Genomic DNA, 24792 nt, shown 5'->3' with positions numbered 1-24792 from the left:
GTCTCGTGAGGGTGACTAACGAAACCACTCCCATTCGGCCGCAGACCGCCATCGACAAGATCGCCGACGCGCACACTGACACCCTCATCAGGCTCGACCCCAGCTTCGCCATCACCCTCGGCGTTCCTGGCCACGAGACCGAATACCAGGACTTCTCCCCGGCCGGAATCGAGCAATTTGTCGATGCCGCCCGTACCACGCTCGCCGCCCTTGAGCAGCAGGTTCCGGTGGACGACGTCGACGCCGTGACGCTGGACGCCATGAAGGAACGGCTCGGACTCGAATTGGAAATCCACAACTCCGGCTGGGATGTTGCCAACCTCAACAACATCGCGTCTCCGGCCCAGGATATTCGTGCCGTCTTCGACCTGATGCCCACCGAGACCGTGGAACACTGGGACCACATTGCAGGCCGGGCCCACAACGTTCCCACAGCGATCGAAGGGTACGCGGCCTCACTTCTTGCTGCCCGGGATGCGGGGAAAGTTTCCGCCGTACGCCAGGTGGAGATTGTGATTGAGCAGACCAGCAAGTACGCCGCCGAGGACGGCTTCTTCGCCAAGCTGGCGGCAGGGGCCAAAACGGCGGAGGGACCTCTCCCTCAGGAGCTCCAGGACAAGCTCGACGCCGGTGCTGCCGCGGCCCGGCGCGCCTACGCACGGTTCGCGGAATTCCTCCGGCAGGAACTCCTCCCTGTGGCCCCTGCCAAAGATGCGGTGGGACGGGAGCGCTACGCCCTGGCTTCCCGCTCCTTCCTGGGGGCGACGGTGGACCTTGAGGAGACCTACGCCTGGGGCGTGCAGGAACTTCAGCGGCTGATCTCCGAGCAGGAACGGGTTGCGGAACAGATCAAGCCAGGTGCCTCCATTGAACAAGCCAAGGAGATCCTTAACAACGATCCCTCGCGCCAACTCAAGGGAACAGATGCCCTCAAAGCGTGGATGCAGGAACTGTCAGACAAGGCTGTGGCGGAACTCGCGGATGTGCATTTCGAGATTCCGGACGTCATGAAAACCCTCGAATGCCTCATTGCCCCCACTGACGAGGGCGGCATTTACTACACCGGACCGTCGGATGACTTCAGCCGTCCGGGCCGGATGTGGTGGTCCGTCCCGGCAGGCGAAGACACGTTCACAACGTGGTCGGAAACCACCACCGTCTACCACGAAGGAGTTCCCGGGCACCACCTCCAGGTCGCTACTGCCGTATACCAGCGTGAACGGCTGAACAGCTGGCGCCGCAACGTCTGCTGGACCTCCGGCCATGGCGAGGGCTGGGCCCTTTACGCAGAGAAACTGATGCAGGAACTTGGCTATCTGAAAGACCCGGGCGATCACATGGGCATGCTGGACATGCAGCGGATGAGAGCAGCCCGGGTTGTGTTCGACATCGGTGTTCACCTGGAACTCGAGGTCCCGGAGCGCTGGGGATCCGGAACCTGGACGCCTGACAAAGGACTGGAGTTCCTCAGGGCCAACCTCCCCATCAGCGAAGGGCAGCTGAAGTTCGAGTTCACCCGGTATCTCGGGTGGCCGGGCCAGGCCCCGTCATACAAGGTGGGCCAGCGACTCTGGGAGCAGATCAGGGCCGAGCTCGAAACCCGGCCCGACTTTGACCTCAAGGCTTTCCACACCAAGGCACTGAACATCGGCTCCGTAGGCCTCGACGCCCTGAAGCGCGCCCTCCTGTCCTAACTAACCCCGCGGGTCTAGTCCAGCGACGTGGCCGCCTTCCTCCGCGTGCTGCTCCTTCGTCGCTTTGACGCACGCATCCGGAAGACTGCCACGCCGCCGGATCAGCCCACAGCCGAGACGTTTGCCACACTAATGTCGGGAATAACTTCACAAACGGCCTTGAACTCCCAGTAATCACGGGGATTATCGGCGCGGTGACGCATGAACTGCCCGTAACATTTCTCAACGTTCGTTCGCGGTGGTATATGCACTGCCTTTAGCGTATTCGGGTGAGCACTCAAACAAGCATCCCCGCCCCTGCAGGAAAATCCGGGTTCCAGCTGCCCAAGTGGGCCGGCTCGTTCGGTTTTCAGATCATCGCTGCCCTCATCGTCGGCCTCGGCCTTGGCCTCCTGGCCAAGTACACCGGCAGCACTAAAGCAAGCCCCAACGGCCTCGGCGCAACCTTGCAGACCATTGGCTCAAGCTACGTCTCGCTGCTGCAGACCGCCGTCGTACCTCTGATCTTTACGGCTGTGGTCAGTTCCATCTCGAACCTGCGTGAAGTGTCCAATGCCGCAAAACTAGCCTGGAACACCCTTCTGTGGTTCGCCATCACTTCGCTCATCGCAGTGCTGATCGGCATCGGTCTGGGCGTTTTCCTTCAGCCCGGCGCCAATACGGGCCTTGCCCAGCAGGATGAGTACACCGGCAAGTCCGGAGACTGGTGGGCCTTCCTGATCGGCCTGTTCCCGAAGAACTTCCTGGGCCTCGGCGCCACCTCCACCGTGGCTGAGTCCGGCGCTGTCACCACGTCGGTCAGCTTCAACGTGCTCCAGATCCTGGTGATCGCTATCGCCGTCGGCATCGCCGCCCTCAAGGTGGGGAAGCAGGCCGAGCCGTTCCTGAAGCTCAATGCCTCTGCCCTTGCTGTGATCCAGAAGGTCCTGTGGTGGATCATCCGGATCGCGCCTCTGGGTACCGTCGGCCTGATTGGAAACGCTGTTGCTGTCTACGGCTGGGACACCATCGGATCGCTCGGCAAATTCACCATCGCTATCTACATCGGGCTGGCCCTTGTGCTGTTCGGTGTCTACCCCGCCCTGATCCGCTCGCATGGCCTTTCCGTCAAGCAGTATTTCTCAGGGGTGTGGCCCGCCGTCCAGTTGGCATTTGTTTCCCGCTCCTCCATTGGCACGCTTCCCCTGACCCAGCGCGTGGCTGAGCGAAACCTCGGCGTCCCCCGCGCCTATGCATCCTTTGCGGTGCCTTTGGGCGCCACCACCAAAATGGATGGTTGCGCGGCCATTTACCCGGCGATCGCGGCAATCTTCGTGGCCCAGTTCTTCGGCATCCAGCTGGACTTCAGCCAGTACCTGCTCATCGCCCTGGTCTCAGTACTCGGCTCCGCGGCAACAGCAGGCACCACCGGCGCAGTCGTCATGCTCACCCTGACGCTGTCCACCCTGGGACTTCCCCTCGCCGGCGTCGGACTCCTCCTGGCCATCGATCCCATCCTGGACATGGGCCGGACGGCAGTGAACGTGGCCGGACAGGCCCTTGTGCCCGCGATCGTTTCCAAGCGTCAAGGCATCCTGGACGAAACCCTGTACAACGCACCGCGAAACGGCGAGGCGTTCTCCGACGACACCCCGACGGCGGAAGACCCGTCATCCGCAGGCGGCACTTCTTCCCGTGAAGAGGAGCTTGAAACCTCGAAGGCGTAACTTCCACTGGCTTCTCCCTTAGGTTCTCCCCTGAGTTCTCCCTCCGGGAGATGCTGCCAGGAAAGCCGTCCAACACAGTGCCGCAGCACAATTCCCCGGGAACTTCCCGGGGAATTGTGCTTTAAGTGCCCTTAGGAAACTCCGCTTAGCGACCGCCTCCGATTACTCCCTTCTCCACCGCCTTGGCTGCACCGTCAGCCTCGGCCTGGGTCAGAGTGCCATCGGTGACTGCCTTATCAAGGCGGGTCTTGAGCGCAGCCGCACGTTCCGTCTGCGCCTCGGTGCGGAGCTCCTCCAGAGCGGCCGTCACTTTCGCTTCGTCAATCCCGAGGGATTGTGCCAAGGATGTTGCGAGGGCGGCGTCCATTGCTGAACGATCCGGCCTGGTGCCTGCAGCCTTGTCGCCGGATGTGGCATCAGGCTTGTTGGCATCGCGGAAGGCCTGCAGTGCTTCCCTAACCTTCGCTTCGTCAACGCCGAGCTTCGTAGCCAGCGCGGCCGCCTGCACGCCCATGCCGCCACCCCGTTTGCCGTGACCGCCCGGGCCTCCGCGCTGACCGTCGGTTGAAGCGTCCGCAGATGCGCTCGCTGAGGGAGTGGGGGTCGGCGTCGTCGTGGCGGCATAGGCCGCTCCCGAGACTCCCAGACCTGCAACCAGCGCGACGCCGGCGGCGCTTAGGCCAAGGGTCAGTTTCTTCTTCTGTGACATTGCTTTCTCCTGGATCTGCCGCCCGAAGGCGGCTCCGATGTGCGGCCGGCCGTTGATTGCCCGCCTTTAACCACTCTCGGCGGGCGACGTGTTAGAGAGCTGTCCCGAGACTGTCAGGAGACTGTGAAGCAAAGTTGCGCAGAGTGCAAACTTGCACGTAGTGTAGCGCTGTGAGTCCAAACGTGCCGGTAATTGTTGCCGAAACTCCCCCTCTTTCCCGGCGAGAGCTGAACAAGGCGGCAACCCGCCAGGCCATCACACGCGCCGCCATGGAGCTCATCCGCACAAAGGGTGTGGGTAACTTCACGGTGGAGGATATCGCTGACGCGGCAGGTGTATCGCGCCGCACGTTCTTCAACTACTACGCCAGCACCGAAGCGGCCATCGGGAACATCACGCATGAGTTCCTGGAGGTTGCGCTCCAGCAGTTCCGGTTGCGCCCGCGTGACGAGCCCGTGATCGTATCGGCCAAAGAAGCCATGATGGCCCTCGCCGATCCAATGGCCGTTGCCCCCGTTGCCGAACTGTTCACCCTGATGCAGCAGAATCACCAGCTCGCCCGCTCGGAACTCGAAGCGTGGGACCACTGCACCGGGCAGATCATCGAGGCCGCTCGTGAGCGCATGGCCGGCGAGACTGACGGCGAAATCGATGAACTTTATCTTCGGGCCCTCTCAGGCTCGGTAATTTCGTGTGGAAGGGCGGCCATGGATGTCTGGTTCAGGCGTTGTGGACCCGACCTTTCGGAAGCCTCCATGGCCACACTTCGTCAATTGATGATTGATTCCTTGGACCTCCTAGCCTCAGGCTTCGCCACGTCACCCTAGCTTCAATCTCCCCTTCAGACATGACTTCCTCCCAGGCATCTCCTCTCCCCAAAGATCGGCACTGACATGGCCCTGCTCCTGTACCGCCTAGGCAAGTTCTCCTACCGCCACCGCTGGCTCGTCATCTCACTCTGGCTGGCGGTGCTGCTCGCCGTCGGGGGCTCCGCCGCAGCTTTCCACGGCACCATGTCCAACAACTTCCAGATCCCGGGAACCGAAACCCAGCGGATGCTGGACAAGCTGAAAAAGGACTTGCCGGAATCCGCCGGAGGCACCGCGGGTGTCGTGTTTGAGGCCGACGGCGGGCAGTTCAGCCAAGCGGGCACGGACGCTGTAACGGCGGCTTTGACCAAGCTCAGGACGCTGCCGGATGTCCAGGGGACTGTTGACCCCTTCGCCACCCAGGCCCAGTTCGACAAGGCGGAGTCGGACCTTGTGGCCGGAGAGCAAAAAGCCGCCGAAGGGAAAGCCCAGCTGGAGAAATCAGCAGCCCAACTTGAGGCCGGAGCCGCACAACTGGCCCAGGCGGAACAGCAACTGACAGCTGCCGGTTTGCCTGCATCCGCCATTGAAGCCCAGCTGGGCCAGCAAAAAGCGGAGATCGCTGCCGGTCAGCAGCGGCTTGAGGCCTGCAGGAAAGAAGCCGAAGCAGGCGCCGCCCAGCTGGAGCTCGGCAAACGGCAGCTCGCCGCCTCTGAAGGCATTCGTTTTGTCTCCGAGGACGGTAAAGCGGCCATTGCCCAGGTTCAGTTCAAGACCTCCATCAATGCGCTCAACCCAGAGGTCCGTAAGGAAGTGCAGGAGATCGCGCAGGAGGTGTCCTCTGCCGGTGTCACTGCTTTCGCGAGCAAAGAGATTACCGAAGACGTCTCTGACGTGTTCGGGGTCTCCGAAATCCTCGGTGTCGCCGTCGCCGCCCTTGTCCTGATCGTGATGCTGGGAACGCTGATCGCGGCCGGCTTGCCTCTGCTCATGGCACTGGTGGGGGTGGCAGTAGGCGTAGGGGGAACGTTCGCGCTCACCAGCGTGGTTGATATGAGTTCCATCTCGCCGATGCTGGCCCTCATGCTGGGCCTGGCCGTAGGCATCGATTACTCACTCTTCATCGTCAACCGCCATCGCAGCCAGCTGTTGGCTGGAATGGACGCTGAGGAATCCGCGGCGTTAGCAACAGGCACTTCGGGCAACGCCGTGCTGTTTGCAGGCCTGACGGTCATCATCGCGCTTGCCGCCCTCGTTGTTCCCGGGCTCCCGTTCCTTGCCGTCATGGGTCTCTCCGCTGCAGCAACAGTGGCGGTCGCCGTCGTTGTTGCGTTGACCCTGACCCCGGCCGTCCTGTCCCTCATCGGCCGGAGGCTGATTTCCGCTCGTGGGTGGGCCAAAGCTGAACAGCACAACGCCGCACCTGGGCACGAAGAAGAGGACCACGCAAAAGAAGAGCACAAGAGCAGCCACGGCTGGGGCGGCCTCGTAACCCGGCACCCCATCCTGGCGATGCTGGCCGGCGTTGCGCTTCTTGGCGTGCTTGCCCTGCCGGCCGGCCAACTCCGGCTGGCATTGCCCGACGGCGGTTCGGAGCCGGTAGAGTCCCAGGCATACAAGGCGTATGACGTCACCGCCCGCAGCTTTGGAGAAGGCATGACCGGGCCGATCGTGGTGGTGGGCGAGTTCCCGGCCGGGCTTACCGAAACCGAAGCCCAGTCCATGCAGTTCGACGTCGCTGACATCCTGCGGGGCCTGGACAACGTTACCGCCGCTGTCCCTGTTGCCCTGAGCGAGGACCGCCGCACTGCCGTCTTCCAAGTGATTCCGAAGGAGGGACCGGCCAGCGCAAGCACTGTCCAGGTGGTCTCCGAACTCCGCGGTAGAAGTGCCGGGATCAAGGACTCGACCGGGGTAAGCATCGGCCTCACGGGGCAGACCGCCGGCAACATCGATGTTTCAACGAAGCTGCGCGACGCGCTGCCCCCGTACCTGGCGATCGTCGTCGGGCTGTCCCTGATCCTGCTGCTCCTCGTGTTCCGCTCCATCGTGGTGCCGCTGCTGGCCACCGGGGGCTTCCTGTTGTCCCTGTGGGCAGCGTTCGGCGCCGTCGTCGCTGTGTACCAGTGGGGCTGGCTGGGAACGATCTTTGATGTTCCGAACCCTGGCGCGGTGCTGAGCTTCCTGCCCATCATCCTGATCGGCGTGCTGTTCGGCCTGGCCATGGACTACCAGGTCTTCATCACCTCAGGGATGCGGGAGTCCTATATGCACGGTGAAAGCGCCAAGCATGCAGTCCGCACCGGTTTCAGTCACGCCGCCGCCGTGGTCACAGCCGCCGCCATCATCATGGTCAGCGTCTTCTCCGGCTTCGTCTTCTCACACCTCACAATGGTGAGGCCCCTCGGCTTCGCCATGGCCTTCGGGGTCCTCGTTGACGCCTTCGTGGTGCGCATGACGATCGTCCCGGCAGTGATGTATCTTCTGGGCGACAAAGCCTGGTGGCTGCCGAAGTGGCTGGACCGGATCCTGCCTGATGTCGACGTCGAAGGGGCCAAACTTCGCCAGAAAGAACCGGCCAGAGTTGCCGCGCAGGCCGAGCAGGCCGAGCAGGCACGTGTTGAAGTGAATTAGGCTGGAACCCGTGACCCGCTTGATTCTGGCCTCCCAGTCCCCCGCCCGCACCAAACTGCTCAGCGAGGCAGGCATCCGGCATGAGGTTCTTGTCTCGGACGTTGATGAGGACGCAGTCCAGGCCCGTTACGGGGTGACGGAGCCGCACGACACTGCACTGCTCCTGGCGCGGGCAAAAGCGGAAGCAGTGGCTTCGCTTCCTGAATCCGAAGGTGCGCTGGTGATTGGCTGCGACTCCGTCTTCGAATTCGAGGGCGAGTCGCATGGCAAGCCCTACACGCCGGACATTGCGCGGCGGAGGATGCTGCGGATGAGCGGCAACAAAGGCGTACTGCACACCGGCCATTGGCTCGTGGACTGCCGGGATACCGAGGCCGACGACGATCCGGAGTTCTCCCTTGGTTCCGGCGCGACAGTCGGAGCGGTGTCGTCGGCCGAAGTGCATTTTATGGAGATGTCAGGCGAGGAAATCGACGCCTACATTGCCACTGGAGAGCCGTTGCACTGTGCCGGCTCTTTCACTATCGACGGGCTCGGCGGGGCGTTCATCCGCAAGATCGACGGCGACCCCCACGCCGTCGTCGGGCTTTCCATTTCCACCCTTCGGGTCCTGTTGGGGCAAGCCCAAGTGGGCATCACCGAACTTTGGCCGGCCAACCCTTAGAGGTGACCCGCTGATCTTGTTGCCTGCCCATTTTGGCGGCGGTACCCTAGCGAAGTAGGGCAGGTGGTCGGAGCTACAAGGGTTCCGATGCTCCGGCCGGAAGAAGTCACAGTGACAGTTTCCACCGCTTTGGACCGCGGCCGGTCAGCCTTCGCAGAACGTCGGTGGCTGGATGCCTCCAGCGAGTTCGCCCTGGCGGTCCAGGAAGGCGGATTGCCGGCCGAGGATCTGGAACGTTCGGCCACCGCTGCCTTGCTGCTGGGCCGTTTCGACGACGGCATCAACTCCTTGGCGAAGGCGCACGAGGAATACCTTCTGGTGGGCGAAGCTCCTGCCGCAGCGCGCTGCGCCGCCTGGCTGGCCATGCAGTTCAGGTACGCAGGAAAGCCTGCCGCCGCCGGTGGGTGGTTGGCCCGGGCCCGCCGGCTGGTGGAGGAACACCCGGAGCCCTGCGCCGTCGAGGGATTCCTCCTGGTCCAACAGGCCCTGGCACAAATGTACGGCCGGGACTTCGAAGGTGCCCTGCAGATGTTTGCCCGAGCTGAACAAATCGCGGAGCGCTTCCAGGATCGCGACGTTCTGGCGCTCTCCAGGCTAGGGCAGGGTCAGGCCCTGATCAGGCTCGAGCGGGTCGACGAAGGAATGGCGCTGCTGGATGAGCTCTTGGCATCAGTCATGTCAGGCGGAGTCGGCCCCTTTCCTTCCGGAATCGTCTACTGCGCCCTTATAGAGAGCTGCCACCTCGCGTTTGACCTCGGCCGCGCCCAGGAATGGACCCTTGCCCTGGACCGGTGGTGTTCCTCGCAGAAGGACCTGGTGCCCTTCCAAGGCCAATGCCGGATGCACCGTGCCGAGATCTATTGCCTGCAGGGCGCCTGGTCTGACGCCCTCGCCACGGCACGCACGGCTCAGGAGTTGTCCCGGCGCGGGGACCGGAACGCGATGTACGGCGGCTTCTACCAGCAGGCTGAAATTCAGCGGTTAAGGGGCGAATTTACCGAAGCCGAGAATTCGTACCGGCAAGCGCACCAGGCAGGTCACGATCCCCAGCCAGGGCTCGCCTTGCTCCGCCTCGCCCAGGGGAAACCCGCAGCGGCCCAATCCCTCATCCGACGGGCAGCCGAGGAGGCGGGGACCTTCTCACGCCGGATGCTCCTGCCTGCGATGGTCGAAATCGAGGTGGCCGCGGGAGATCTTGTTGCCGCCCACGCTGCAGCGGCGGAGCTTGAATCCCTCGCCGAAGCCACCAGGATGCCCTGGGTCATGGCGCTCGCCGGTTATTCGACAGGAATTCTGTTGTTGGCTTCCAGGGACCCGCACGGCGCCGTGAAGGCCCTTCGCGGCGCCTGGGGCAACTGGTCCCAGCTGGAGGCGCCATATGAGGCAGCACGCTGTCAGTTGCAGCTCGGCATGGCACTTCAGGAACTGGGCGACGACGAATCAGCCCAGCTGGAATTCGCGGCTGCACGCACAGTTTTCAATGATCTCGGCGCGATGCCGGCATTGAGCTCCCTGGACCAGCTCGGAAACCCGGTTTCTCCAGCTCCCGTGGCAGACAATTGGCCTCTCAGCCCTCGTGAAGCCGAAGTGCTGCGGTTGGTCTCTGCCGGCATGAGCAACCGGAGTATCGCCTCGGCACTGTTTCTCAGTGAAAAGACGGTGGCCCGGCACGTCAGCAACATCCTGCTCAAACTGGATGTGCCATCCCGCAGCGCGGCGACGGCGTACGCCTACAACCACGGGCTGGCCGGACGCCTCCCCGGCAGTACATAAAAATACCCATTCCCCATTCCGGCACATCACATACTTTCCTCGATGTGCCGCCATGTAGCTGAAACGTAGCGTGAAGCCATGGAACTACCCCTCCATACCGTTTACATCCTCAGCTCGGAGGCATTGCCATGAACAACAATCATTTTTCCGGTCAGCCCGAAACCAAGGACACCGTCATTATCGGCGGAGGCCAGGCAGGACTCACGCTCGGATACCTCCTGGCCCGCCAACAAGGGGATTTCGTCATCCTCGACGCCAGCGAAAGGGTTGGTGATGGCTGGCGGAAACGGTGGGACTCCCTTCGTCTCTTCACCCCCGCAAAGTTTGATGGGCTTGTAGGGATGAGTTTCCCCGGAGACCGTTTGGCCTTTCCCACCAAAGACGAGCAGGCTGACTTTCTGGAGTCCTATGCCCAGCGCTTCAATCTCCCGGTGCTCAGCAATACCCGCGTGGACAAAGTGGAGCGCTCAGGAGAGGGCTACCTCGTCACAGCCGGGGACCGACAGTGGTCCGCCCTCAACGTGGTGGTAGCCACCGGGCCGGAAGAACTCGCAAAGCTCCCCTCCTTCGCCCAGGACCTCTCACCCACCATCCGGCAAATGCACTCCACCGAGTACCGCAGCCCCGGCCAACTCCAGGAGGGACCGGTGCTCGTGGTGGGGGCAGGCAACTCAGGGGCGGAGATAGCCTTCGAGGTGGTCCGGAGCCACCCGACGCTGCTGTCCGGAAGCCCTTCAGCAGAACTTCCCTTTAAGCATGGCCGGAATGCAGCAAGGTTCGCCCTTCCCCTGGTCCGGTTCGCCGGCTTGCATATCCTGAACCTGGATACACCCATTGGCCGCAAGGCGGCGCCCGGCTTCTTGACGCATTCCGCTCCCCTGATCCGCACACGTATGCGGGACCTGGCCGCAGCCGGCGTCGAGATCGTTCCCCGGATCACGGGTATCCAGGACGGTGTCCCGTTGACCGCTGAAGGCAACGCACTGGAAGTCTCCAATGTCATCTGGTGCACCGGCTACCGTCATGATTACAGCTGGTTGGACGTACCTGGTGCCCTTGACGCCAACGGGGTCCCGGTTCAGCGCCGGGGTGTAGCGGAGACCTCACCGGGCCTCTACTTCCTGGGTCTGGAATTCCTGTACTGCGCCGCCTCGTCGAGTCTGCCCGGCGTGGGCCGGGACGCGAAGTATCTCGCGGAACATCTTGCCACCCGTCAGGCAGCAGCTGCCGGACAGCGTCAGGACGTGGGCTAGCAACAAAGACGTGGGCCAGCAACAAACCAGCCAATTTGTAGCAACCCTACAAGTTCTGCGGCTGATACCTGCGGACGAACGCGTGATTCCTGCGGGAAACCTCAAATTCACGCTAGGCTCCACTGAGAAAAGAATGGAGCCTTCCCCACCATGTCCCACAGCGCATCCCGTAGTCTTCCCGCCTCAATGACCAAGGTCCTTATCGCCAACCGCGGCGAAATCGCAGTGCGCATCATCCGCGCAGCGCGGGATGAAGGGATCACCTCCGTGGCCGTCTATGCGGACCCGGACCGGGATGCGCTGCACGTCCGGCTCGCCGACGAGGCCTACGCCTTGGGCGGGAACACTGCGGCTGAGTCCTACCTCGTGATGGACAAGCTGATCGAGGTAGCGCAGCGCTCCGGTGCCGACGCCATTCATCCCGGCTACGGCTTTCTGGCCGAAAACGCGCAGTTCGCCGCAAAGGTGATCGCAGCGGGAATCACCTGGATCGGCCCCTCTCCCGAGGCAATCTCCGCCCTTGGCGACAAGGTCCAGGCCCGTCACATTGCCGAAAAAGTGGGGGCGCCGCAGGTCCCGGGAACGGCTGATCCGGTGGAGTCCGCCGAGGAGATCCTCGAATTCGTGGACAAGTTCGGACTTCCGGTAGCAATCAAAGCAGCCTTTGGCGGTGGTGGACGCGGCATCAAGGTGGCCCGTAACCGCGAAGAGATCCCCGAACTGTTTGAGTCCGCTGTCCGTGAGGCCACTGCCGCCTTTGGCCGTGGAGAATGCTTCATTGAGCGTTTCCTCGACGCCCCCCGCCATGTGGAAACCCAATGCCTGGCAGACGCCTACGGCAATGTGGTGGTGGTATCAACCCGGGATTGCTCGCTCCAGCGCCGCAACCAGAAGCTTGTGGAAGAAGCCCCTGCACCGTTCCTCACGGAAGAGCAGAACAACCGGCTCTACGAATCCTCCAAGGCCATCCTTAAGGAAGCCGGGTATCTCGGAGCCGGAACCTGCGAATTCCTGGTGGGCCAGGATGGCACCATCTCCTTCCTCGAAGTAAATACCCGCCTCCAGGTGGAGCACTGTGTTTCGGAGGAAGTCACTGGAATTGACCTCGTCCGCGAACAGTTCCGTCTGGCCCGCGGCGAGAAGCTCGGCTATGACGACCCGGAGGTCCGCGGGCACTCCATCGAGTTCCGCATTACCGGAGAAGATCCGGGGCGGAACTTCATGCCGGCGCCGGGCACCATCACTACCCTGAAGAATCCCACTGGTCCCGGTATCCGCATCGACTCCGGTGTGGAACAAGGCGACGTCATCAGCGGCAACTTCGACTCCATGCTTTCCAAACTCATCGTCACGGGGGCCAGCCGGGAACAGGCCCTCCAGCGTTCCCGCCGTGCACTTGAAGAGATGGTGGTTGAGGGCATCCCCACGGTGATCCCCTTCGACCTAGCAGTGGTTTCGGACCCGGCTTTCGCTCCTGCAGAGGGCCCTTTCAGCGTTCACACCCGGTGGATCGAGACAGGGTTCGTCAATAACATTCCGGCTTGGGGCGGAGCCGGGGGGTCCACCGATGGCGAGGAGGCCGGAGAGCGGCAGCGGGTTGTCGTCGAGGTGGGCGGCAAGCGCCTGGAAGTGGTGCTGCCAGCATCCCTGGGCAGCGTCGCCAGCGGCTCCGGAAGCACAAAACCCGCTAAGGCCAAGAAACGTTCCCGCTCCGGCGGCGCTGCTGCAGCGGCGAGCGGCAACGCGCTCAGCTCCCCCATGCAGGGAACCATCGTCAAGGTGGCCGTCAGCGAAGGCGACGTCGTCGTCGAAGGTGATCTCGTCGTCGTGCTCGAAGCGATGAAGATGGAACAGCCACTCACTGCCCACCGTTCCGGAACCATCACCGGACTTGCGGCAATCCAAGGGGAGACAGTTTCAGCTGGTGCGATAATCGCGACGATCGAAGACTAGTCTGCCGCCCCGCGCGGCGTGCACACTTAGCCTGTGAAGCCATTTTTGCTGTTGGCCTCCCGGGCCGAGGACGCTGCCGCCGAGGACGAGTACCAGGCGTACCTCCGGTATGGAAGGCTGGATCCGGAACAGCTGAAGCGGATCCGGATGGAAGCCGGACCTCTGCCTGCTCTGGACCTCTCTGACTATTCGGGCATCATCGTCGGCGGAAGCCCGTTCACGTCCAGCGATTCCCCGGAGCACAAAAGCCAGGTCCAGCACCGTGTGGAAGGTGAACTGGCACGCCTGTTGGACCGCGTGGTGGAGGAGGACTTCCCCTTCCTGGGCGCGTGCTACGGCGTAGGTACGCTCGGCCTGCATGAGGGTGCGGTGATTGACAGGACCTATGGCGAGGGGCTGGGCGGGACCACCATCACACTGACGCCGGAGGGCCTGGTTGATCCTCTGCTGCAGGGGCTCCCGGAATCCTTCACCGCGTTCACCGGGCACAAGGAGGCCTGCACTGTGCTTCCCCCGCATGCTGTCCTGCTGGCCACCTCCCCCGCCTGCCCGGTGCAGATGTTCCGCATCAAGGAGAATCTGTACGCCACGCAGTTCCATCCGGAGCTCGACGTCGGCGGCCTGGTCACGCGCATCGACATCTATCGCCATGCCGGCTACTTCCCGCCGGAATCCGCCGAGGAACTGATGGAGAACGCCCGCCGGTTCACGGTGACCGAGCCAATGACCATCCTCCGGAATTTCGTGAAGCTGTACGGCCGGTAAAACAGCCCCGCCTGTTACTTCCGCCCGACGACGACGCCGCTGCCACCAGCCGCCCGACGTCGCCGTTCCCGCCCGGTTACTTCTGCCCGGATACAGGAATGCCCGGCGTGTTGAGCAAACACGCCGGGCAGTCCTTTAGTAACTGGGCGGGAGCGTCAGGCTACGTTGTTCTCGTAGTCCAGGTCCCGGGTTTCCTTGCTCAGGTACAGCGCCACCAGGGTCAGGACTGCCATGGCAGTCAAATAGATTCCCACGAGCACAGGGCTGCCGTCAGCAGCTTCCCAGAGGGCGACGGCGATGAACGGCGCCACAGCCGCACCAAGAATGCTGGAGACGTTGTAGCTTACGGCGGAGCCGGTGTACCGGACGTTGGTCGGGAACAGCTCCGGCAGGAGCGCACCCATCGGCCCGAACGTGAGCCCCATCAGGGAGAAGCCGATGACCAGCAGTGCCATGGTGCCCACGAAGCCGCCGCTGAACAGCGGGACGAACAGCAGCCCGAAGACAAAGATTCCACCGGTCACGGCCAGCAGCATCTTACGGCGGCCGTACTTCTCGGCCAGCGGTCCGGAAACCAGGGTGAAGATACCGAAGAACACGACGCCGGCAATCAGCATCCAGAGGAAGTCGTTGCGGGTGAATCCCAGTCCGGGAACGAATGCCGCGGCTGCTGCCTCGGTCATGGGTTTGCCGGCCTTCTCCGCAGCTGCTTTGGCGGCGTCCAGGGTGGCCGGGCGCGTGCCGTAGGTCAGCGTGAACGTGGTCATCAGGTAGAAGAGCACGTACGTGGCAAGCATGATGAACGTGCCCAGGATGAGCGGGCGCCAGCTCGTCTTGAAGACCCGGGCAAGCGGGAGCTTGGCCACTTCATTTGATTCGAGCACCTTTGTGAAAGCCGGCGTTTCGATGAGCTTCAGGCGGACGTAAAGGCCGATGATCACCATAACGGCGCTCAGCAGGAACGGGACGCGCCAGCCCCAGGCTTCGAAGTCGGCCGGGGAAAGGATGTAGCTGGCTACAAGGAAGATCACGTTGGCAATAATGAAGCCGATGGGCGCGCCAAGCTGCGGGAACGTCCCGTAGATCGCGCGCTTGTTGGCGGGGGCGTTCTCCGTGGCCAAGAGGGCTGCGCCGCTCCATTCGCCGCCGAGCGCGAGGCCCTGGGCGAAGCGCATGACCACCAGGAGGGCAGGAGCCCAGAAGCCCCAGCCCGGGACCAGTGCCGTGGGAAGGCAACCTATCAGGAACGTGGCAATTCCCATGGTCAGCAGGGAGGCCACCAGGGTGCCCTTGCGGCCGAACTTGTCCCCGAAGTGGCCGAAGACGATGGATCCCAGCGGACGGGCGATAAACGCGACGCCAAACACTGCGAAGGAGCTCAGCAGCTGGGTGGTTTCATTCTGGCCCGGGAAGAACAGCCTGGGGAAGACCAGTACGGCGGCCGTGGCGTAGACGTAGAAGTCGTAGAACTCGACGGTGGTGCCAATCAGGCTGGCGACGATCACGCGCCCGCGCGAGTTCACCGGGAGTGAAGACCCGGCTTCGGTTGATGTGGATGGGGAAGACATGAAGCTGCTTTCGTCAGTGTTATCCGGCGGGTGCGAGGCCGTCCGGCTGTGGAATACGTATTCCTAGATATTAGTTCCCGGAATCCGGACATAGGACGAAAGGTCCATGATGCGGAACTGTGCCTTTTGTCTCAGGCGCCGGCAGCAGTTCCCCGGCCCCGGACAGAATTCTCACGCCGTCACAAACACCCCGATAGGCAAATGTCACAGCACGTTAACAAACGGCGACGCTTGACGAAACGAGCAATCCCTAACGTGGGAGTACAACATCCCCCTTAGGAGGTACACCGTGACTGTTGACCGAACCGCCGAATCCGGCGCCGGCACTCCGCCTGAAACTGAAGCCGAGCCGTGGCACGGATCTGTTGCCACGTCCCCCGACGCGCAGCCCGGTTCCGCCCGCACCACAGACGCGGCAGCCCTTGAATTCCGTTCCGGCCGTTGGATCGCCGGCTGGGATGCCGAGAACAAGGAGCAGTGGGAGTCCAAAGGCCGTTCCATCGCCAAGCGGAACCTGAACTGGTCCATCTTCGCTGAGTTCCTCGGCTTTGTCGTCTGGCAGCTCTGGTCCATCGTAGTGGTCCAGCTCCCCGCGGCAGGCTTTACCTTCACGACGTCCGAAATCTTCTGGCTGATCTCCATGCCAAGCCTCGTCGGCGCAACGCTCCGCATCCCTTACACCTTTATGGTCCCGCGCTTCGGTGGCCGCAACTGGACCATCGTCTCAGCCCTCCTCCTGCTGATTCCCTCCATTGGCCTTGCGATGTGCGTCTCCAACCCGGAGACCCCTTTCGGTGTGATGCTCCTCGTCGCAGCGCTGGCCGGTTTTGGTGGCGGAAACTTCGCGAGCTCAATGGCCAACATCACCTTCTTCTACCCCGCACGTGAAAAGGGCTGGGCCCTGGGACTGAACGCGGCCGGCGGAAACCTCGGTGCCGCCGTCGCACAGCTTGCCGTTCCCATCGCCATCACGCTCCTGGCCGCCGGCACGGTGAACTTGCCTGTCGCAGGCCTGATGTGGGTTCCGTTCATCCTGCTCGCCGCGTTTGGTGCCTGGAAGTACATGGACAACCTCACCAGCGCCAAGGGTGACATCGCGGGATCGGTAGCCGCGCTCAAGGAACCGCACCTGTGGATCATGGCGTTCCTCTATATCGGAACGTTCGGCTCGTTCATCGGCTTCGCCGGTGTTTTCCCCAAGCTCATCAAGGACTACTTCCCCGATTTCTCCTCCATCGCAGTCGGAACTGTCGCTCTGTCGCTCGCCTTCCTGGGTCCGCTGGTTGGTTCCCTGGCCCGCCCCTTCGGCGGACGCATGGCGGACCGCATGGGCGGCGCCCGGATGACCGTGACCACCTTTGGCGCCATGGCCGCCATCACCCTCGTTATGATCTGGACGCTTCCGCTGAAGAACTTCTGGCTGTTCCTGGCGCTGTTCCTGATGCTGTTCACGGCCAGCGGCTTCGGTAACGGCGCCACGTACCGCATGATCCCGATCATCTTCGCCACCTCCAGCCGGGCCGCCAAGGCCGGTGCCAGCAGCGTCCACACCGCCAAGCTGGCCTCCGCTTCGCTTGGGCTGGTCTCCGCAATCGGCGCCTACGGTGGCTTTGTTATCCCGCAGGTCCTGAACGCCTCCAACAGCGCCAGCGGCTCCTACACCCCGGCGTTCTACGGATTCGTCGGAGCGTACGTTGTAATGCTCCTGGTCTGCTGGGCCTTCTACATCCGCCCCGCCAAACAGAACGCGATGGGACACGTCTAACATGACCAAAAGCGCCGACACGCACTGCCCTTACTGCGCCCTGCAGTGCGCCATGACGCTGAAGTCCCCAGCGGCTCTGACCCCGGCTAAACAGCCGGGGTCAGACCCCGTGACGGCTCTACCCGTTCTTGAAGCCCCGCCCCTTGAAGTGAGTGGTCGGGATTTCCCCACCAACCGCGGCGGCTTGTGCCGCAAGGGCTGGACCTCCGCTTCGCTGCTGACCCACCCGGGCCGTGTCACGGAACCGCTGCTCAAAGGTTCCGACGGCGTCCACCGCCCCATCGATTGGGACGAGGCCCTGAAACTCATCACCTCCGCAGTAAAGGAAACCCAGGCCCGCTACGGTGCGGACGCCGTCGGAGTTTTCGGCGGAGGAGGGCTCACCAACGAAAAGGCCTACATGCTGGGCAAGTTCGCCCGGCTGGCCTTGCGCACCTCGCGGATCGATTACAACGGCCGGTTCTGCATGTCTTCCGCTGCTGCCGCCGGGATGCGCGCGTTCGGCGTTGACCGTGGACTCCCGTTTCCGCTGGAAGACCTGGACGGCGCAAGCACCATACTGATGCTCGGCTCCAACGTGGCCGAGACCATGCCTCCCTTCGTGCAGCACCTTCAGGGCGCGCGCGACGCCGGCGGGTTCATTGTGGTGGATCCGCGCCGGTCCGCCACGGCTGCCTTTACCAGCGACGGCGGCGGGCTCCATCTGCAGCCCCTGCCGGGCACCGATCTCACCTTGCTGCTCGGCTTGTCCCACGTGGTGATTCACGAGGGCCTCGTGGACAACGACTACATCCAGGCACGCACCAGCGGCTACGACGCCCTGGTCCGCAGCGTCAATGCCTTCTGGCCCGAACGCGTTCAGTCCCTTACCGGCGTGCCGGCCGAGCTCATCCGCGAGACCGCACGGCGGCTGGCCGACGGCGCACGGAAGGGCGGCTCCTACATCCTCACCGGGCGGGGCGTGGAACAACACGTGGACGGAACGGACACTGCCACGGCCGCCATCAACCTGAGCCTGCTCCTGGGTCTGCCCGGCTCCACCCGCAGCGGCTATGGCACGCTCACCGGTCAAGGCAATGGCCAGGGCGGCCGCGAACATGGCCAGAAGGCCGATCAGTTGCCCGGCTACCGGAAGATCACCGACCCCGCCGCCCGCGCTCATGTTGCCGGAGTCTGGGGTGTCCCTGAATCCCTCATCCCGGGTCCGGGCCTGCCCGCTGTCCAGCTCCTGAAATCGCTGGGAAAGCCCGACGGCGTCCGGTGCCTTATTGTTCACGCCTCCAATATCGCCGTGGCATCCCCCGATGCGGGTTCCGTGATCGAAGGAATCCGCAGCCTCGACTTCATGGTGGTGTGCGACTTCTTTATGTCAGAGACAGCAGCCGAAGCCGACCTCGTACTGCCCGTGCTGCAGTGGGCCGAGGAGGAAGGCACGCTGACCAACCTTGAAGGACGCGTCCTGCGCCGGCGTCGTGCCCTGCAGCCGCCGGAGGGGGCCCGCAGCGAGCTCTGGATCATGGCGCGGCTTGCTGAGGCACTGGACGCTCCGTCCACGTACAGCGAAGATCCGGAGACTGTGTTCGAGGAGCTGCGCCTTGCCTCGGCAGGCGGACTGGCCGACTACTCAGGCATCGATTACGCCATGCTGGACCGCGGCGAGGCTGCCTACTGGCCCTACCCGGCGGGCAGCACCGGAACACCCCGATTGTTCCTGGAAGCATTCGCCCACGCCGACGGCAAGGCGGTCATGACACCGGTGACGCCCCGCCGTCGTCGTACCCCCGCCGTAAATCCGGACCCGGACGCCAAGACCATGACCCTCATCACCGGGCGGTTGCTGGAGCACTACCAGTCCGGCGCCCAGACCCGGCGGGTCTCGGAGCTCATGGCCTCCCAGCCGGAGGCAAAAATGCAGATCCACCCCGCCGCTGCAGCCGCCATGGGCATCACCGACGGTGCGTTTGTCTCGGTCGCCAACGAACGCGGCGAAGTCGTCTGCAGGGCGGAGCTGAGCGCCGCAATCCGGCCCGAAACGGTCTTCCTGCCTTTCCATTTTCCGGAGCTCGAGAGCGCCAACCGCCTGACGGAAGCCGCCACCGACCCCATTTCGGGGATGCCGGAGTTCAAGTTCAACAAGGTATGGGTCCAACTGGCCAAAAACGTACTTCAGACCACTGTTCTTCAGACGACGGAGGCCTCATGAGCGAGCGCATTGTTGTAGTTGGTTTCGGCCCGGTCGCTGCCCGGCTGATCGATGAATTGTTACCTGCAGTCCGCAGCGGCCTCGCCCACGTTACCGTTGTGGGCGAAGAGGACGACGCCGCGTACAACCGTGTAATGGTGGCCGATCTGGGCGTCGGGCGGACAACCGCCAGTGCTTTGGCTCTTGCTGATGCTGCCAGCCTTATTGCCGAGGGTGTCGATGTCCGCCTGGGGACGCGGGTGCGTCGCGTGGACCGCGCAAGGCAGCAGGTGGTCCTTACCGACGGTACCTCCCCGGGCTACGACCGGCTGGTGTTTGCCACTGGTTCCCGGCCTGTCATCCCAAACCTGACAGGGCTTAACCCTGATCCGTCCGCTCCTGTCCTACCAACAGGCGTTACGGCCCTCCGCGATCTTCGCGATGCCAATGTGCTCCTGGAAGCTGTTTCCGGAGGCAAGCGTGTTGTGGTGCTCGGCGGCGGTGTCCTGGGCCTTGAGACAGCCTTGGCCGCTGCAGAGGAAGGCGCCACCGTGACGGTGGTCCACAACGGGCCCCACCCCTTGGGCCGCAACATTGATCGGGGCGGCGGCGCTGTCCTTGCCGCAGGCCTGCGTTCCTGCGGCGTGAGGATGGCCGCAAATGCCAGGTCCACGGGGATCGAACACAACGGTCCCGACGGTGCTTTCTCCGCACTGTTGCTGGACGACGGCTCGGCCATTGACGGTGACCTGCTGGTGCTCTCATGCGGCGTCAGGCCCAGGACTGAACTGGCCGAAGGCTGCGGGCTGTCGACCGGTGTGGGCATCCTGGTGGACCACAAGCTGCGTGCCCACCACGAACAGCACATCTTCGCGATCGGTGACTGCGCCGAGGTGCGATGCCCCGATTCTTCATGCGTTGAGTGCCGGAATGCCGGTGGGCCCTCCGGCCTGATCGGACCAGGCTGGCGGCAGGCGGAATGGCTCGCTGAGTACCTGACACTGCTGGCCGAAGATTCGGCGGAAGGCATCCTGCCCGACGGTGTTTCCGCCGACCTGAGGGACACCGGTGCCCACCTCTTGGCGAATGCATTGCCTGAACTGCCTGCTGAGAAGCCAGGCGTCGTGATCCTGAAGGCCCGCGGACTGAATATGGCCGTGGCCGGGGATAACTCAGCGGAGCCCTGGGATGAAGAAGTACTCACGTCCGGTGCCGTCACTGGACGCCCCCGGCGGCAAATTGCGCAATGGGCAGATCCTGAACATGGCCGGTACGTGAAGATGACCACGCGTGGAGGCGTTCTCGAGGGTCTTGTTTCGGTGGGGATGCCACGGACGGCTGCCGAACTGGTACAGCTGTTCGAGCGCGGCGACGAACTCCCTGCCGACCGGTCCCTCCTGTTGCGCCTCGATGGTCCTGATCACCTGGCTGCCGCAGCAAACAACGACCCCGCACGTACCGTCTGCCGCTGCGCAGGTGTCAGCGGGACCAAGATCCAGGACGCTGTGGAACATGGTTGCTCCACGGTGGCGGAGGTGTCTGGCTCTACGCGCGCCGGAACTGGTTGCGGTGGCTGCCACTCGGACATCAAGGAGATCATCGAAAAACACTTCCAGGCGGCAGCAGCCGCCTGAGGTGAAAGCCTGAAAACCGGACGGGCCAATACGGGGAAGGCCTGACGCGGTCAGTCTTCTCATCGATGTCGGCGGCAACATGGCGGGCCTGGGAAGTGAAAACCAGTTGGAGGCCCTGGCTGGGATACTGGGTCGGGTGTAGGTCTGGTCCATTCGTAGGGGTCGTTAAATGTCAGACCCTGCTGAGATGCTTTTTCTATGGAAGGCACGGGGGCTTGGACTAGGACCGGGGAGGCTTTAGAGTCCCCCGGCGGGCTTGAGGCTGCCGAGGCCCTGGCTGCTGTTGCTGCATCCGTTGCCATTCTTGGGCGCATCATTGGACCGGATTTCCGTGGCGGAGCTGATGGCCCTGATGCTGATTACGGCCAGGACTCCGATCCCCTGCGGCGCCAGCTCGATGCCTGCCTGGACGCCTTGGCCGAGGTCGCCCGGTTCGAATCCAAGGCCGCGGCGCTGAAGGTACACCTGGTGGGCAAGTACGTCGAGGCCGCGGAGGCAATCGCCTCCCCTTCTGTTACCGCCCAGGACGCGACCGTGCAGGAAATGTCCACCATTGCAGAGCTCGCCTGCGTCCTCACAGTGAGCGAGCGTACCGCCGCGGCGCTCCTGGACCATGCCCGGCACCTGACCACCGGGCTGCCGCTCACCCTCACGGCACTCCAGCACGGGTCGATTTCGTGGCAGCACGCCCGCATCATGTGTGATGAAACCACCAACCTGGACCCGGCCGGAACTGCCGCACTGGAAACACACTTCCTTGATCCTGACTCACCCGACGCTGCGCGCGGATGCCACATCGGTGAGCTGGTCCCGTCCCGGTTCCGCACCAAAGCCCGGACCTGGCGCGAACGCCACCACCCCGACAGCATCGAGACCCGCAACCGCAAGAGCGCCCTGGACCGGCGGCTGGAATACACCCCGGACCACGACGGCATGGCATGGCTCTCCGCCTACCTGCCAGCCGCGACCGCCGCCGGGATCTGGGACCGGACCACCACCGCCGCCAGAGCAATCCAAGGTCCCACCGAGTGCCGGACACTCACCCAACTCCGCGCCGACATCGCCGCCACCTGGCTCCTGAACAACACAGGGGCCAACAGCGATACCCGCAGCCCGGGCCCCGCGGACATTGACGGGGCTGGCTTTGGCATGGGTGTGGGCGGCGGCCCGGTGGGCGTTCCCTCTCCCCGGGCCCAGGTGCTGGTCACCGTTCCTGTCCTCTCACTGCTTGGCGCCACCGACGAACCGGCAATGCTGGACGGGTACGGACCTATACCGGCGTCAATGGCCCGGGACCTCGTCGCCGACGGGGCCGATTCCTTCCACCGTGTCCTGATCGATCCCCGCGACGGGGCGCCGCTGGAAATCGGCCGCACCAGTTACCGGATCCCCAAATCCATGCGCCAATGGCTGCGTCTGCGCGATGCGAAGTGCCCCTTCCCCGGCTGCCACAACCACTCCCTCGACAACGAAGCCGACCACCTCCTGGCCTGGGCCGACGGCGGCACCACCGGCATCACCAACCTTGGCCAACCCTGCCGGAAACACCACCACCTCAAACACAGCACCTCCTGGACGCCAACCCAAGCCACCGCAAACCAAACACCCGGCTGGACCGCGCCCTCAGGCAGGCAGTACCCCAGCGAACAACAAGACTGGCAACCACCCACCTGGCCCGACCACACCGGCCTACCCGCGCCCAACCCGGATTTGGATCTGAATCAGCATCAGGCTCAGGCTCAGGCTCAGGCTCAGGCTCAGGATCTAGCTATGCCCATGGACCTTGATCCGGATCCGGCCCTACTTATGCCCGTGGACCCATTCCCGGAATGGCAACTATTGCCCGCGGTGGAAACGGATGATTGGTGGCTGTCGGCTGCCTGAACACCCCGCTGCGGATGGCTCCCCCGAAAGAGTTTGCCAAGGGCACGTCCTGGCCGTTTCACCCGGAATCATTGTCGTTTCGCTCCAGGCACTGTTAAAGCGAAACACCAGCATTGCCTAGGGGACTAGAAATTTTCGGCACCATCCCGACAGAATGGTAAGCAAGCTGACCATTCTGTCGGGAGCTCTGACAAAGAAAGGACAACCGCTCCGCGGATCTCTAGCCGAGCTGACAACACTACGAGGAGGACCAATGTCCAGGAATTTCATTCGCACAGCCGTCGTTCTGGCTTCTCTGGGGGTTTCGCTCCTGCTGGCAGGGCCGGCGCATGCGGCAATCGCCGCAGGGGCCATCTCAGCACCGGGAGCCGTCCAGGCCCAGACCACGTCTCCAACACCAACGGATGCACCCACAGGCGTGACTCCAGCCCCCACCGGAGTCGCGACGCCGTCGGAAGGCACGCCCACCGGCTTCGGCAATCCAGGAACGGGTGAAACGCAGCAGGCAGAAGACGCGCGGCTGGACCTGGCGCCGATCGTGATCGGGGCCATCCTCCTGGTCCTGTTGATCGTGGTTGTTATCTGGCGGCGCAGGCGTAAGGACACCACAATCGTTTAGGCGGAGCTGAGGTAGCGGAAAGTAGCCATCAGTGAATGAGACGGCGCGAGGAGGAAGGGCCCGGGTCTACAGCTGACGTAGGTATCGTTCTGGAGCCGGTTCGTCGAGCACCCAGAGTCCGCGCCCTTGGAAGCGATCGACTGCCCAGCTCGAGAAACGATTCACCATGGGACATCTCATGGAAAGGGATGTCCTGGCGCGACAGGCTCGGGTTCCTCTCAAGGTAGGTGAAAAAACCATGCATCGATTCCACACGCAGAAAGCTCAGATCGAGGCCCCTGTCCGGAACCTGGGCCACCGGTGGCAGAACAGCCGGCAATCGCCGACGGTCGAGAACGTTAGCCGGGTCTTCAGTCAAGCGTCGAATCGGAAGGCTACGGGCATTCTCCATTCTTACAGCCGCACTTCTCCCCCCACCCGCGGGAGCAGATCACGCAATCAGGCTGTTGAATCCTGGAGGAGCCAATTCACGGCCTCAGCCCGGTCCGTGAAGAAGAGCGTGGGGCATGGAAAAGAGTCGGCGCGGCGGAAGTTGGCAATGACCCGGTCAACTGGAGTCGAACCAAGCAGTGCAATCCGGGATGCGACAGAAGGAAGTGAAAATGCTGCACGGGCGTCGTGGCTGACACTCGTAGTGCCGCCCATGTCGACAAGCAACGGGTGAGGAAGTCCTTGGCAAAAGTAGTCCAAGCTGGCCATCGCAGCAGTAACGTCGGCCACTTCAAGGCTGACCTGGCGCTGCCACGTCAGACACACTATGCCGTTCTCAAGAAGTTCCAACGTGGCCTTCTCGCTGTCGTTGGAAGTGGGCTTCACTTTTGACTCCTTGCTTGACTGAGTTATCCACGATCTTAGCCATCCAGATGAGCTGCATGCTCCATCCCTGCTTCACTGAACACAGTCCCCGACCGTATCGAGGGCGTCAAGGACGTGCCTTGCGTCGGGCCCAACGCCGCGCAGTGTGGCGGAGGCGAACATCCATTGGCGCTCGAGCCCGACATAGCTGAGGGCTGGGACTGTGGTGGAAACGCCCCTGGTGTGCAGCGGGATCCCGGATGAATCCAGCGCCGCTACGGGGAGGAAGGAGACATCGGGCAGGAACCCGGTGGCCAGGATGATGACATCGCCGGATTCAAGGGACCCGTCCGCCCGCGTGACACCGTCCGCCGACAAGCGCTGT

At 63.3% G+C, this 24792-nt stretch carries 18 protein-coding genes; 14 read left to right on the top strand and 4 right to left on the bottom strand.

Annotation, left to right across the window (positions count from 1 at the left end; all coding sequences use genetic code 11):
• Window positions 1-11: 11 nt before the first annotated feature.
• Together M1D88_RS06405 and M1D88_RS06400 are read left to right on the top strand one after the other, a co-directional pair.
• Window positions 12-1694 carry a DUF885 domain-containing protein gene (locus tag M1D88_RS06405; RefSeq protein ID WP_458113722.1) on the top strand — a complete coding sequence of 561 codons (1683 nt, stop codon included), beginning with the start codon at window positions 12-14 and terminating at the stop codon, window positions 1692-1694.
• A 269-nt stretch (window positions 1695-1963) separates the two neighbouring features.
• Window positions 1964-3400 (top strand): dicarboxylate/amino acid:cation symporter, encoded by a 1437-nt coding sequence (locus M1D88_RS06400; RefSeq protein WP_458113721.1) that lies wholly within the window; start codon window positions 1964-1966, stop codon window positions 3398-3400.
• Between the two features lie 145 nt (window positions 3401-3545).
• On the opposite strand, the gene M1D88_RS06395 is transcribed toward M1D88_RS06400, so the two are convergent.
• A complete protein-coding gene (locus M1D88_RS06395) occupies window positions 3546-4109 on the bottom strand; it encodes a Clp protease N-terminal domain-containing protein (RefSeq protein ID WP_458113720.1) in 564 nt (187 codons plus the stop codon).
• Between the two features lie 170 nt (window positions 4110-4279).
• Between M1D88_RS06395 and M1D88_RS06390 the strand changes: the two genes are divergently transcribed.
• From M1D88_RS06390 to M1D88_RS06360, 7 genes are all read left to right on the top strand, one after another.
• Window positions 4280-4936: a TetR/AcrR family transcriptional regulator gene (locus tag M1D88_RS06390; RefSeq protein ID WP_458113719.1), complete on the top strand. Its 657-nt coding sequence runs from the start codon at window positions 4280-4282 to the stop codon at window positions 4934-4936.
• Between the two features lie 66 nt (window positions 4937-5002).
• Entirely contained in the window at window positions 5003-7552 is a 2550-nt protein-coding gene (locus M1D88_RS06385; protein ID WP_458113718.1) for an MMPL family transporter, read from the top strand.
• A gap of 10 nt (window positions 7553-7562) precedes the next feature.
• The gene (locus tag M1D88_RS06380; RefSeq protein ID WP_458113717.1) at window positions 7563-8216 is read left to right on the top strand and encodes a Maf family protein; all 654 of its coding nucleotides are present in this window, start codon (window positions 7563-7565) and stop codon (window positions 8214-8216) included.
• Window positions 8217-8327: 111 nt separating this feature from the next.
• Window positions 8328-9989 (top strand): LuxR C-terminal-related transcriptional regulator, encoded by a 1662-nt coding sequence (locus M1D88_RS06375; protein ID WP_458113716.1) that lies wholly within the window; start codon window positions 8328-8330, stop codon window positions 9987-9989.
• Between the two features lie 128 nt (window positions 9990-10117).
• Window positions 10118-11242: a flavin-containing monooxygenase gene (locus M1D88_RS06370; RefSeq protein ID WP_458113715.1), complete on the top strand. Its 1125-nt coding sequence runs from the start codon at window positions 10118-10120 to the stop codon at window positions 11240-11242.
• A 186-nt stretch (window positions 11243-11428) separates the two neighbouring features.
• Window positions 11429-13195, top strand: a complete 1767-nt coding sequence (locus M1D88_RS06365; RefSeq protein ID WP_458113714.1) for an acetyl/propionyl/methylcrotonyl-CoA carboxylase subunit alpha — start codon at window positions 11429-11431, stop codon at window positions 13193-13195.
• A 33-nt stretch (window positions 13196-13228) separates the two neighbouring features.
• On the top strand, window positions 13229-13960 hold the full coding sequence (locus M1D88_RS06360; protein WP_458113713.1) for a glutamine amidotransferase: 732 nt from the start codon (window positions 13229-13231) through the stop codon (window positions 13958-13960).
• Window positions 13961-14115: 155 nt separating this feature from the next.
• On the opposite strand, the gene M1D88_RS06355 is transcribed toward M1D88_RS06360, so the two are convergent.
• Window positions 14116-15528, bottom strand: coding sequence for an MFS transporter (locus M1D88_RS06355; RefSeq protein ID WP_458113712.1), 1413 nt, complete (start codon window positions 15526-15528; stop codon window positions 14116-14118).
• Window positions 15529-15817: 289 nt separating this feature from the next.
• Here M1D88_RS06355 and M1D88_RS06350 point away from each other — a divergent pair, with 289 nt between their 5' ends.
• From M1D88_RS06350 to M1D88_RS06330, 5 genes are all read left to right on the top strand, one after another.
• Complete coding sequence (locus M1D88_RS06350; RefSeq protein ID WP_458113711.1) at window positions 15818-17293, top strand: MFS transporter; 1476 nt, start codon at window positions 15818-15820, stop codon at window positions 17291-17293.
• A gap of 1 nt (window position 17294) precedes the next feature.
• Window positions 17295-19496, top strand: a complete 2202-nt coding sequence (locus M1D88_RS06345) for a molybdopterin oxidoreductase family protein (RefSeq protein WP_458113710.1) — start codon at window positions 17295-17297, stop codon at window positions 19494-19496.
• Window positions 19493-21109, top strand: a complete 1617-nt coding sequence (locus M1D88_RS06340) for an FAD-dependent oxidoreductase (protein WP_458113709.1) — start codon at window positions 19493-19495, stop codon at window positions 21107-21109. Before M1D88_RS06345 ends, M1D88_RS06340 begins: the two co-directional genes overlap by 4 nt.
• A 198-nt stretch (window positions 21110-21307) precedes the next feature.
• Entirely contained in the window at window positions 21308-22993 is a 1686-nt protein-coding gene (locus M1D88_RS06335) for a DUF222 domain-containing protein (protein WP_458113708.1), read from the top strand.
• A 253-nt stretch (window positions 22994-23246) separates the two neighbouring features.
• Window positions 23247-23612, top strand: a complete 366-nt coding sequence (locus tag M1D88_RS06330; protein ID WP_458113707.1) for a LuxR family transcriptional regulator — start codon at window positions 23247-23249, stop codon at window positions 23610-23612.
• Window positions 23613-24050: 438 nt separating this feature from the next.
• On the opposite strand, the gene M1D88_RS06325 is transcribed toward M1D88_RS06330, so the two are convergent.
• Both M1D88_RS06325 and M1D88_RS06320 read right to left on the bottom strand, forming a co-directional pair.
• Entirely contained in the window at window positions 24051-24428 is a 378-nt protein-coding gene (locus M1D88_RS06325; protein ID WP_458113706.1) for a DUF7793 family protein, read from the bottom strand.
• 72 nt (window positions 24429-24500) lie between these two features.
• Complete coding sequence (locus tag M1D88_RS06320; protein ID WP_458113705.1) at window positions 24501-24785, bottom strand: hypothetical protein; 285 nt, start codon at window positions 24783-24785, stop codon at window positions 24501-24503.
• Between the last annotated feature and the right edge of the window lie 7 nt (window positions 24786-24792).

It is taken from the genome of Arthrobacter sp. R1-13 (genome assembly GCF_054161475.1).
Note: the sequence above shows the minus strand (reverse complement) of the source record. Positions and strands in the feature narration are given on the sequence as shown.